The organism is Phocaeicola sp. RTP21359st1_B8_RTP21360_211022 (genome assembly GCF_040911965.1).
Classification (GTDB): domain Bacteria; phylum Bacteroidota; class Bacteroidia; order Bacteroidales; family Bacteroidaceae; genus Phocaeicola; species Phocaeicola vulgatus.
Window position 1 is genome coordinate 1 of sequence record NZ_JBDFXP010000045.1, and the last position, 12,206, is coordinate 12,206.

11 protein-coding genes, 1 tRNA gene and 1 pseudogene are annotated in these 12,206 nt (G+C 39.3%); 6 read left to right on the forward strand and 7 right to left on the reverse strand.

Translation table 11 applies throughout. From position 1 onward, the window contains the following. Nucleotides 1-119: 119 nt before the first annotated feature. The 4 genes from AB5062_RS18480 to rpsU all read right to left on the reverse strand — a co-directional run bounded on the left by AB5062_RS18480 (nt 120) and on the right by rpsU (nt 1,756). Nucleotides 120-193 (reverse strand) — tRNA-Thr (locus tag AB5062_RS18480). 98 nt (nt 194-291) lie between these two features. Then, nucleotides 292-591 carry a ribosome-associated translation inhibitor RaiA gene (gene raiA, locus AB5062_RS18485; protein ID WP_005844821.1) on the reverse strand — a complete coding sequence of 100 codons (300 nt, stop codon included), beginning with the start codon at nt 589-591 and terminating at the stop codon, nt 292-294. A gap of 14 nt (nt 592-605) precedes the next feature. Then, a complete protein-coding gene (locus AB5062_RS18490) occupies nt 606-1,487 on the reverse strand; it encodes a tyrosine-type recombinase/integrase (RefSeq protein WP_005844819.1) in 882 nt (293 codons plus the stop codon). Nucleotides 1,488-1,564: 77 nt separating this feature from the next. Continuing rightward, a complete protein-coding gene (rpsU, locus tag AB5062_RS18495) occupies nt 1,565-1,756 on the reverse strand; it encodes a 30S ribosomal protein S21 (RefSeq protein WP_005844817.1) in 192 nt (63 codons plus the stop codon). 168 nt (nt 1,757-1,924) lie between these two features. Between rpsU and AB5062_RS18500 the strand changes: the two genes are divergently transcribed. The 5 genes and pseudogenes from AB5062_RS18500 to AB5062_RS18520 all read left to right on the forward strand — a co-directional run bounded on the left by AB5062_RS18500 (nt 1,925) and on the right by AB5062_RS18520 (nt 5,847). Further along, complete coding sequence (locus AB5062_RS18500; RefSeq protein ID WP_005844815.1) at nt 1,925-3,706, forward strand: aminopeptidase P family protein; 1,782 nt, start codon at nt 1,925-1,927, stop codon at nt 3,704-3,706. A gap of 9 nt (nt 3,707-3,715) precedes the next feature. Continuing rightward, complete coding sequence (locus tag AB5062_RS18505) at nt 3,716-4,240, forward strand: gamma carbonic anhydrase family protein (protein WP_005844814.1); 525 nt, start codon at nt 3,716-3,718, stop codon at nt 4,238-4,240. A gap of 45 nt (nt 4,241-4,285) precedes the next feature. Continuing rightward, complete coding sequence (locus AB5062_RS18510; protein ID WP_005844812.1) at nt 4,286-4,777, forward strand: porin family protein; 492 nt, start codon at nt 4,286-4,288, stop codon at nt 4,775-4,777. A gap of 113 nt (nt 4,778-4,890) precedes the next feature. Further along, nucleotides 4,891-5,259, forward strand: a pseudogene (locus AB5062_RS18515) (GNAT family N-acetyltransferase); the annotation flags it as partial. Between the two features lie 51 nt (nt 5,260-5,310). Continuing rightward, nucleotides 5,311-5,847, forward strand: a complete 537-nt coding sequence (locus AB5062_RS18520; RefSeq protein ID WP_032952826.1) for a GNAT family N-acetyltransferase — start codon at nt 5,311-5,313, stop codon at nt 5,845-5,847. A gap of 50 nt (nt 5,848-5,897) precedes the next feature. Here the strand turns inward: AB5062_RS18520 and AB5062_RS18525 are convergent, their stop codons facing one another. Both AB5062_RS18525 and AB5062_RS18530 read right to left on the reverse strand, forming a co-directional pair. Continuing rightward, on the reverse strand, nt 5,898-6,599 hold the full coding sequence (locus tag AB5062_RS18525) for a response regulator transcription factor (protein ID WP_005844593.1): 702 nt from the start codon (nt 6,597-6,599) through the stop codon (nt 5,898-5,900). 24 nt (nt 6,600-6,623) lie between these two features. Beyond that, entirely contained in the window at nt 6,624-8,009 is a 1,386-nt protein-coding gene (locus AB5062_RS18530) for a cell wall metabolism sensor histidine kinase WalK (protein ID WP_005844590.1), read from the reverse strand. 121 nt (nt 8,010-8,130) lie between these two features. On the opposite strand from AB5062_RS18530, the gene AB5062_RS18535 reads away from it, so the two are divergent. Next, nucleotides 8,131-10,428 carry an outer membrane beta-barrel family protein gene (locus AB5062_RS18535; protein ID WP_005850621.1) on the forward strand — a complete coding sequence of 766 codons (2,298 nt, stop codon included), beginning with the start codon at nt 8,131-8,133 and terminating at the stop codon, nt 10,426-10,428. Between the two features lie 65 nt (nt 10,429-10,493). Here the strand turns inward: AB5062_RS18535 and AB5062_RS18540 are convergent, their stop codons facing one another. Further along, complete coding sequence (locus AB5062_RS18540; RefSeq protein WP_032935261.1) at nt 10,494-12,188, reverse strand: S41 family peptidase; 1,695 nt, start codon at nt 12,186-12,188, stop codon at nt 10,494-10,496. Nucleotides 12,189-12,206 lie beyond the last annotated feature (18 nt).

The window sequence follows — 12,206 nt, forward strand, 5'->3', positions numbered from 1 at the left end:
AGATGGATTCGAACCACCGAAGTCGAAAGACAGCAGATTTACAGTCTGCCCCATTTGGCCACTCTGGTATTTGCCCAACTTACTTTCAAAGAACAACAGCTTCTCAGCATCTTTTCTTGAGCCTCTTGTCGGATTCGAACCAACGACCCCGAGATTACAAATCACGTGCTCTGGCCAACTGAGCTAAAGAGGCTTGTCATATCTAACTTCGCAACCATTCCGCCTTGAATGGTTAAGCGGCTGCAAAGTTAGATATTTATTTTAAATCTCAAAAACTTTCGGTGTTTTTTTTTATTTACCGCGTAGTTTTTCTTTATATTTTGTCAATTGCTTAGAAAGCGCATCTACGCATACATCAACCGACTCTTCAAATGTATCACTCACCTTTTCTGCAAAAAATTCACCATTAGGCACCAGCACTTTTATACTAGCCTCCTTATTCATCGCAGTTTCAGGCTTTACAACTTTTAATGACACCTCCACTTTATTTATATCGTCACAATACTTTTCTAACTTAGCAGTTTTCTTCTGAATAAAATCCTGAAGTTTTTCTGTTGCATCGAAATGAATGGCTTGAATTCTAACTTCCATAAATACCTCCTTTTTTACGCTCTTGGATGAGCTTGTTCATAAACTTTTTTAAGTTCCTCAAAAGTCGTATGCGTATAAATTTCCGTTGTAGTCAGACTACTATGGCCCAGTAATTCCTTCACTGCGCCCAACTCTGCCTCATTATTCAACATAGCAGTTGCAAAAGTATGTCTCAACACATGCGGACTTCTTTTTTTTAACGACACCACTTTTGACAGGTTCCGTTTCACTAAAAGATACACCTTTCCAGGATACATCCGTTTTCCGTTTTTTAGAACGAAAAACGCCTCTGCCTTTCCAGGCAACACTTCATTTCTTATTTTCAGATAAACAGACATCGCCCTTCGCAATTCTTCTCCAAAAGGAATTAAACGCTGTTTATTTCTCTTTCCCGTTACTTTTATCAGAAACGCAGAAAAATCGACATCCACATCATTCAGCCCTATCAACTCGGAAAGCCGCATGCCTGTAGCATAAAACATTTCCAACACCATTCTATCCCGACAACCTGTAAAATCCTCCTTAAAAGGAACATCATCCAAGAGTCGGTCCATTTCACGTTCTTTCAGAAATACAGGAAGAGGTTTCTTATTTTTCGGTCCAATGATTTTCAACATCGGATCCTCCTCTATCACACCTTTCTTTAGAAGGAAACGATAAAACGACCGGAGTGAACTCAGTTTTCGGTTTACAGAAGCAGATGTATATCCATTCTCCATCAGGTTCATCACCCAACCACGAACCAAATCAGCATCTACCGTTGTAAAATCGACTTTCTCGTCTTTCCCCTTGAAGTATTCTTCGAACTTGGTCAAATCTATTCCATAACTAACTATTGTTTTTTCAGAATAGTTTTTTTCAAATCGAAGATAATCCAAAAAAGAGTCTGTCATCATAAGAAACGTCGCTTATCAATTCAGCAACGAATATATGAAAAAGAATTCAATTATTCAAAGAATGTGCGAGTTTTTAATTATTCTTCTACTTGCTGAAGTTTCTGAACATAGATAGCACGTTCTCTTTTCAGCCTGTTCAATACAGACGGCTTGTCGAACTGCTGTCTAGCTCTTAGTTCTTTTACAACACCTGTTTTCTCAAATTTTCTTTTGAACTTCTTCAGCGCTTTTTCAATGTTTTCGCCTTCTTTTACTGGTACTACAATCATTGTTTTTAATTATTAAATATGTTGTTATTAATATTTTCCGATAGTCAAATTGCGGCGCAAAATTACACATACTTTCTTTATTTACAAAACTTTCCGCAATTATTTATTTAAAATAATCTAGAAATCGTATCTTTGCTTTCTAGTACAAACCATTATAAACCTATTAAAATGAAATCGGAAATTATAAATAGAATAGCTAGTCTGCGCAATTTCATGCGTAAACACAAGCTTTCAGCCTTTATTATTCCCAGTACGGATCCCCATTCGGGAGAGTATATCCCCAAACATTGGGAAGCACGTAAATGGATATCAGGTTTCACAGGTTCGGCAGGTACGGTTGTCGTAACACTGGATAAAGCCGGACTTTGGACAGATTCACGCTATTTTCTTCAAGCGGCCGAACAATTGGAAAACACAGGTATTACTTTATTCAAGGAACGATTACCGGAAACTCCTTCCATTGTAGAGTGGTTGGGCTGTGTATTGAATGCAGAAGACAATGTGGGTATAGACGGCTGGGTGAACAGCTATCAAGAAACAAGCAACTTACAGAAAGAATTAGAAAAAAAACAGATACACTTAACCCTTGCTCCCGATCCATTCAATGAATTATGGACAGATCGGCCTGCATTGCCCGATAACAAAGTGTTTATACATGAATTGAAATATGCCGGTCTCAGTTACAAGGATAAAATCACTCAAATACGAGAAGCAATCCGTCGTAACAGTTGCACAGGCATTTTAATTTCCGCACTGGATGAAGTGGCATGGACCCTAAACTTACGGGGAAGTGACGTACACTGCAATCCGGTATTTGTAAGTTACCTTCTCATCACGGAATATAGTTCTACCTTATATATAATAGAGAATAAACTGTCAGATGAAGTAAAAGACTATCTAACAGAAAACGAAATTAAAGTAAGGCCTTATTCAACAATTGAAAAAGATTTAAAAGATTTTACCGGCAAGCTCCTGTTGTCAGCTAATATCAATGCCGCTGTCCATGCAGCAGCCTGCGCCCATTCCTTAATAGAAATAGCTCCTTCGCCTGTACTTTTTTTAAAAGCGATAAAGAATGAGACAGAAATAGAAGGCTTCCATCGCGCAATGAAACGCGACGGAGTAGCCATGGTTAAATTTCTCCGCTGGCTGAAAGCAGCTGTTTCTACTGGAAATGAAACCGAAATAAGTATAGATAAGAAATTATACGAATTCCGCGCCGGACAACCCCACTTCAATGGTATCAGTTTTGACACCATTGCCGGATATAAAGCTCATGGCGCTATTGTTCACTATGAAGCAACCCCCGAAACCGATATTCCCTTAAAACCTGAAGGCATGCTGCTGCTGGACAGTGGAGCACAATATTTGGACGGAACAACTGATATTACTCGTACTATCGTTTTAGGAGCACTCACGAAAGAAGAAAAAACAGATTACACATTAGTCTTAAAAGGATTTATCCAACTCTCAATGGCTCAATTTCCACATGGAACTTGCGGAACACAACTAGATGCGCTGGCTCGCCTCCCTATGTGGAAAGCCGGAATCAATTACCTGCATGGAACAGGCCACGGTGTAGGTTGTTTTCTGAATGTACACGAAGGTCCTCACCAATTCCGCATGAACCACATGCCGGCCTTACTTGTTCCAGGCATGACAGTAACCAACGAGCCCGGTATATATAAAACCGGACGCCATGGAGTACGTACGGAAAATACCATGTTAATTGTTCCGTCACAAGAGACAGAATTCGGCACTTACTATAAATTCGAGCCACTTACCCTCTGCCCTATTGACAAAGAAGCCATCCTGACAGATATGCTGAGCGATGAAGAAATAACATGGTTCAACCAATATCATGAAAAAGTTTACAATTGTTTGAATCCGGAATTGAACAACGAGGAACGCGAGTGGTTAAAAGAAGTAACATCTCCTTTAAAACGGTAGAAATTAATTATGGCACTTATAAAATCAGTGAGAGGATTCACTCCAAAAATCGGCGAGAACTGTTATTTAGCCGATAATGCCACTATTATTGGCGATGTTGTAATTGGAAAAGATTGCAGCATTTGGTTTAACGCCGTATTACGCGGCGATGTTAATGCTATCCGCATAGGTAACCGCGTAAATATCCAGGACGGCAGTGTAGTACATACATTATATCAAAAATCAGTTGTCGAAATCGGGAATGATGTTTCTGTAGGACATAATGTAACCATACATGGTGCGACTATAAAAGACGGCGCTCTAATTGGAATGGGCTCTACCATACTAGACCATGCGGTCGTAGGTGAAGGAGCTATTGTAGCTGCCGGAGCGCTGGTACTCAGTAACACCGTCATCGAACCTGGAAGCCTATGGGCAGGAGTTCCAGCCAAATTTATCAAAAAGATTCCCGAGGCACAAAGCAAAGAACTCAATCAGAAAATAGCCAATGGATATTTAATGTATGCTTCCTGGTTTAAGGAGGAAGAAAAATAATTCTACATATAAAGAAAAGTTAGTATTCATTTAAAATGAGTGATTATGAAAAAAATTATTATTGCCGCATGCATGGCACTTTTAGGTTGTGGTTCTGTTTTTGCACAACAAGGGAAACAAGCTATTGGTGGAAATCTAAGTTATGGAACTGAAATAGAGAGCGTTGGTATTGGTCTGAAATATCAATATAATATTACTGATCAAATCAGAATAGAGCCGTCTATGAATTACTTCTTTAAAAATGATGGACTTAGCATGTTTGACATCAACGCAAATATCCACTACCTTTTTCCCATAGCAAGCAATATTAGTCTATATCCATTAGCAGGATTTACATACACTAACTGGCATTTGGATTTAGGGAAAGCAGGCGATTACGATGTCAGTGGAAGTGATGGAAAATTTGGAGTTAATTTAGGAGCAGGTATGGAGTTTGACTTAGACAAAAACTGGAGTTTAAACTTTGATATTAAATACCAATTAATCAGCGACCTAGACCAAGCCGTATTCAATCTTGGCGTAGCCTATAATTTCTAGTTAATAGACAAAGAAGGATAAAGTTGTTTTTAAATGCACCTTTATCCTTCTCCACCTTACAAAGAACATACCTGCTCTACCTATTTTTACACTAATCTACAATATGGCATACCATGAATAACATACGACAACTCACAAAAGATGAATACCCAAAAGCCATCGAACTATCTTGGCAAGTTTTCACCATCACCGGCAAAGAAGATTTCAACAATGAGGGATTGGAATTTTTCAAAAGCTTTATTTATAACAAAAAATGTATAAACGAAATCATATTTTATGGTAGTTTTGACAATGAAGCTCTAACAGGCATTTTAGGTATAAAAAGTAATGGTAAACATATCTCCCTATTTTTTATCAAGCCAGAATATCACAGGCACGGATTAGGAAAAAAACTTTTCCACTACGCCTCCACCCTCCATCCTTCCATTGAAACAACGGTTAATTCTTCTACTTATGCTATTCCTTTCTACCAGAGTTTGGGATTTGCTGTCGTAGGAGAAAAACAAAATTACCATGGGCTCTGCAGTACCCCCATGAGACGCTATCATGCTGTATTTGTACAAAAGAACAAGTACACACTACGTACTTGGCAAACAGAAGACGCTCATTCATTAGTTCAAGAACTGAATAACAAAAAGATTTGGGACAATTGCCGCAACGTATTCCCCCACCCTTACAGGCTAGAGCATGCGGAAACCTTTATTGACCTCATCCAGAAAAAAGAAGGCATTCATGATTTTTGTATTGAAGTTAATGGAAAAGCCGTAGGCAATATCGGATTTACACCAGGCACAGATGTGGAATGCTTCAATGCTGAAGTAGGGTATGTTATCGGAGAAAAATATTGGAACCAAGGTATTGTAACCAACGCATTACAAGAAGCCATCTACCATTACTTCACTTATACGAATACAATACGTATATTCGCACTTGTCTTTGAACACAACCTTCCTTCCATGCGAGTATTAGAAAAGGCCGGCTTCAACAAAGTCGGAATAATGACAAAATCCATTTTCAAGAACGGTCATTTCACCAATGCACATCTTTTCGAGTTGCTTAAAAACGTTTAGTATCTGGAAAATGCCAAAAGAACTTACAATAAATGTTATATTACACATATTCATCCTTTGTCCGAAAGACATAAACCCACTCCTTTCACAGTCTTTATCTGTATCCGTTCATCATCAGCAAACAATTTTCTAAGTCGAGTAACAAAAACATCGAGACTACGTGATGCAAAAAAATCATCCTCCGTATCCCATAGTCTTGAAAGAATAATATCCCGCCTCACTAGTTCATTTTTCTTTTTACAAAGCATCTGAAGCAATTTCGCTTCGCGTTCCGTCATTGTCTTTTGTACACACGACGAATGCTTTAATACTGCATGAACAGCATCAAATGTATAATTTTCACCAATCCGATAAATCTCACTTTCATTAGCGGCTCCCATTCCCCGCTTCATTTTCAACAAAGCACCAATATGCGCATCCAGTTCTTCGGCCAAAAAAGGTTTCTTAATATAATTATTCACCCCCAATTCATAACCTTTCACCACATCTTTAGGCGAAACCCTGCCCGAGGTAAAAACAATGGGAATAAATCCATCCGTTTCCCGAATACGACGTACCATTTCATAACCATCCATAACAGGCATCTCAATGTCTGAAATAATGATATCAAGATGTTGCTCCTTCCATATCTTCAGCCCTTCTTCGCCATTAGAAGCGGTCATCACCTCGTATCCACCTATCATATCCTCCAATCCACCACGAATAATATAACAAAGATTGGCATCATCTTCCACCAACAACAGTTTTATCATATCATCTTCCTCCTTAAAAAATATTTATTTCTTCTCCCCACTCGGCAAAAAAAGAAAAAATTCACTATACTCCCCTTCAATGCTTTCCACACACACTTTTCCACCATGCGCTTCAGCCACGCGAAAAACATAATTCAAACCCAATCCGAAGCCTGACGCACCGCCTTTACGGCTGCGGTCGGCAGCCGAAGCACGCTCGTACTTCTCGAAAATACGACTCTGGTCCTTCAACGGAATACCTATGCCGTTATCTCTTACCTTTATCAAATAAAAGTTATAGTCCTGACGCAAGGATGAAATCTGTATGTCCACCTCTTCACCTGAATATTTTATAGAATTGTCTACCAAATTACCGATAGCTTCTTTCAAGAATTCTTCATCAGCATATACCCATTCCGATTCCAAATGAAGAGAGAAATGTACTGGTTTATCTGCCTTAGCAGTATATTTCTCAATAAGATCCTCTAACATCGGACGGAGTTGTATCTCCTTTTTCCAAAGCCTCAATTGAGCATTTTCCAATTTTGACAGCGTCAGCACTTTGTTAGTCAGTGACAATAAATGTTCACTCTCGTCTTCCAATATCTGAAAATGCTTCTCGCGTTTATCCGGAAAAATATCTAACTTTCCTGATTTCAACATTCGGGTCCCCATCAAAATACAGGCAAGAGGAGTCTTCATCTCATGAATCATGGCGTATGAGAAATCCTCACGCATCCTAGCTATTTTATTCTGATGAGCAATAATACGAATCTGATAAACAAGACAATAGACGATCATTGCCATCATCAAGACAGTAGCAATGAGGAGCAAGGTCATCTGCTGGAAAATAACCCAATAAGGATTAACAATAAAAGCCTGAAGATTCTCCGTACATTTATAATTGATAGGTTGTAATCCGGTTTTCAACAAGCCATAATCCCCTACCTGTATGGAACGGGAACTTCTAAGAATATTCCCCAGCGAATCTGTCACACAAGTTATTACTTCTGCATCCAATCCTTCGGCAGCAAGGCCTGTCCGATAAATAGAATCTAAACTTGACAAAGAAACAGACAATTTATAATCCCTCTTGACAATTTCTTGCATGGAAACCTGCATATTGGACATCAACCATTGGTTCACATTTTTATCCCCTCTGCCATCCTCAAAAAAATCATAATCTTCATCCAGATTTATTCTAACCATAATGGAAGTATCTTTGTCCTTATACTTCTTTTGCAAAGAATCTTGATATACTTCCATGCGATAAAACACCTCACGCATCGTTGCATCTCTAAATACTTCATTGCTTCTGAACTGTATACTTTCCTTAGTTAGCTTATAGGTATTTACAAGCCAAACGTACTGCAAACAGATGATTGCCAACAGTCCGATACAAGCTACCCAACGAATATGTTTGATTGTCATACACTTATATCCTATCCATACTTTGTTAACATTGTGTTAACCTGCCATTAACCACGTAAGGAAAAAAGTCTCCCTACTTTTGTTTCGTCAAAGTTAAAGAAAATATTAAAAACAAATAGATATGAAAAAGCAAAATTTTATCATCACATCGCTATTTTTATTTTGGGTTATAGGAACAACCACTGCACAAACCATTACCGGAAAGGTTACAAACATCCATGCACAAGCCATTGACGGTGCAACCGTCATCCTACAAACCATTGATTCTACTTTTGTGGACGCCGTAATCACAGATACCACCGGTTACTTCAGGTTCAACCGGCAACCAGCATCTTATCGGCTGATTTTCCAACACATCATGTACGAAACCCTCTTATTGACAACTACAGGAGAAGACGCAGGCACGATTACCCTGAAAAGTAAAGATTATGCTTTGGACGAAGTTATCGTCAAAGGGGAACGCCCTCTTGTAAAAGTGGAAGGAGGAAAATTATCCTATGATCTGTCACAGCTCACCACACATAAGATCGTGAGCAATGCCTATGAAATCCTTCAGCAATTACCCGGTGTACAGGAAATAAACGGCAACCTTTCATTAGCAGGCACACACAATCTGAGCATTATTTTAAACGGAAGGCCCACAACAATGAATCACGAACAGTTGACCATTTTATTAAAAAACACTCCGGCTTCACGTGTAGAAAAGGCAGAAATTATGTATAGCACACCGCCGCAATATCATGTAAGAGGTGCTGCCATCAACTTACTTTTGAAAGGTTACCGTCCTGAAGAAAGTGGGTTGCAAGGAGAAGTTAACGCCGGATATCTATACAATTACAGAAGTGGCACACAAGGAGGAATCAGCCTGCTTTACACCACTCCTAAATGGAATATAGACTTGCTATATAATACCCATTATGAACAAAACAGACAAACAACAGATACGTACTCACATCACACCTTAAAAAATAATATATATGATATCTGTCAACACAATGATATTGACAGGAAAGGAATAACACATTATGTACGAACAGGCGCTGAATATAAATTCAATGATAATGCTCATATCAATCTAGCCTATACTGGTGTCTTCAACCCTAACAACGATAATCATTCATATTCCGACGGGAACATCACAACCGCAGACAACCGGACAAAAAAGGAGGCTCGAATGCACAATATCGCTTTAGATTATCTCTCTGGCTTCGGTATGAAAGCTGGAATAAACTATACCTCCTACCATTCCGAAAGTCATCAGCAATTCACCAACAAAGACAACAAGAACCAAACAAGCGAATTTCACACGACTAGCGGACAAACAATAGACCGCTGGAAAATATACGTAGACCAGTCACACACACTACCACGAGAGTGGACCTTGAACTATGGCACCTCTTTGACTTATGCCAGTGACCATAATACTCAGTTCTATCATACCCAAAACGGAACAGACATGAGCGAACTCAATACAAACAATCGTTATAATGAATATACATATGACTTCTACGTCGGATTCAGCAAAAACATGGGAGAACATTTGTCTTTCAGCGCGTCCATAACCGGAGAATATTACAAAACGGCCCGTTATCATGCATGGGCGGCTTATCCTACAACCGAATTAACATACGTAATGACCCCAGCACATATTCTACAACTTTCATTCACATCAGATAAGACCTATCCCAGCTACTGGGATCTGAGCGAAAGTACCGGCTATATAAGTGGTTATGAAGAAGTACAAGGCAATCCAATGTTAAAGCCATCCACCGATTATTCCGCAAATCTGAATTATATTTTAAAGAACAAGTATATCTTCAGCCTGGCTTATGATTATCAACCCGATTTATTTCAGCAACTAGCCTATCAAAGCACAGAACGCCTGGCTTTGATTTACAAAACCTTAAACTGGGATTATCAGCAAAGTTTCTCAGCCACGACTATCATTCCCTTCAAAATCGGACATTGGTTGGACAGTCACGTCACACTGCAAGCTGAATACCGTCAAGCAAAATGTAACAAATTCTTCGATCTTTCCTTCAACCACAGCAAGTGGATCGGACTCGCCATGTTACAAAATAATATAATACTTTCTACCAAACCGGATATTCGCATGGAACTGACCGGACTTTATTTGAGCCCATCTATCCAGGGAAGTTATGATTTAAATCATATCTGGGCCATCCATACCGGAATACGTTGGAACTTTGCTAACCAAAAAGCAAGTATCCAAGTGAAGGCCAATGATCTGTTCAATTCGATGGAAGGCAACATAGATGTGACACTACGTAATAAAGGACAATACATGGACATGCACACCAACAACTATTCACGCAACATAACTTTATCCTTTACCTACAAGTTCGGAGGGTATAAAGAAAAACAGCATAAACCAATAGATACTTCCCGGTTCAAATAAAGCATCATCAATGGTATCATGATACAATAATGAGGGGCAGATTCGTACATCCGCCCCTCATTCGATTATTTCATAACAGAAAGTATCTTACTATATTCAGACTGATTGTTCAATGTCTCAATAGCTTTTTTCAAATCAGGATCATCTTTCAAGCGTTGCAATATCGCGCCACGTTGGAAATAATAACGTTTCAAAATCTCCTGAGCAATAGCATCTTTTATCTCTTTCGAGAACCTGTCCAGCTCATGATCCAAATTATGCGTCAATTTCGTTTCCAAAGCGGCAAACTCCTCTTTTGCCCCATCCATATATCCTTCAAACTCCGCTATTTCTTTCAAGTTCTTCAGCATCTTCTCACTTTGACGGTCATAAGTAAACTTACGCTTATGTAACATCTTCTTAAAATCAACATAGTCAGCATCTGTTATTGTAAAGTCTTTCACTTCCCCTACCTGAGAATGCTTGATACAATATTGGGTAGCATAATCAAAAATCATATCATCATTAAGCAGATAAAACATAATGTTTGGGAAATTTTCAACTTTCACCTCCACATCCGGACGAATACCGCCACCATCACGCACTTCACGTCCGGCTGCTGTATGGAATACATTGGTCAGGCTGTCCGGAGTACGAGCCACCGACCCGTCAGCATTACGTTTAGCGTAATCAATGGCTTGAATGCATCGTCCGCTGGGAATATAATACTTTGCAGTAGTCACTTTCATGCTACTGTTATAAGGCAATTCACGAGGTACCTGTACCAACCCTTTACCATACGTACGGCTTCCTACCACAATAGCCCGATCAAGGTCCTGCAAGGAACCTGAAACAATCTCGGATGCCGAAGCTGTAGAACCGTCCACTAGCACAGCCAGCGGAATCTCTGTATCTACCGGTTCATTCATTGTTTTGTAAGTGGTACCAGCTTGTTTAATCTTACCTTTTGTTACCACAATCTCTTTCCCTTTCGGTACAAAGAAATTCACTACATTCACTGCTTCCCCCAACAAACCGCCACCATTGCCACGCAAATCGAGAACAATAGATTTAGCACCTTGCTGTTTCAATTCTATCAATGCCTTCTTTATATCTTTTGAACAGTTCTCTATAGCAAAAGTACTGATAACGATATATCCCACATTATTGCCTACGATTCCATAATAAGGTACAGGGTTCGTACGGATGGTAGAACGGGTTATTTTAAATTCCATTGGCACATAAGTACTATCAGAAGTAGGTCTCTCAACTTTCAACACACAAGTTGTTCCCGGCTCACCACGCAAATTATCACTGACATACGAGGTCAGATCATTGGGAATTCTGTCTCCCTGGGCCATATCTTTTCCATTGATCTCCATGATGATATCACCGGCTTTCAGTCCTATTTCGGCAGCAGGGCTTCCTTCGGAAGGTTCAATAATAGCCACACGCTTTCGGGGAGTATAATAACGTATTACCGATCCGATACCGCCAAACTTTCCGCTAGTCATTTCCTTTAGTGTATTATCTTCTTCAGGATAATACTCCGTGTAAGGGTCGGTCTGTGCCAACATAGCATCAATACCATATTTTATCACTTTCTCAGGATCAATAGTATCAACATAAAACATATCCAATTCCTTGAATATCGCATTGAAGATATCCAAGTTTTTTGCTATCTGGAAATTACGGTCATCACCTTTATTAAAACTAAACAAAGCGCTACCTGTCAGGCCCACGCAAATCATTAACAATATTTTCTTACTATTCCACTTCATCACTTTATGTATTTGTGA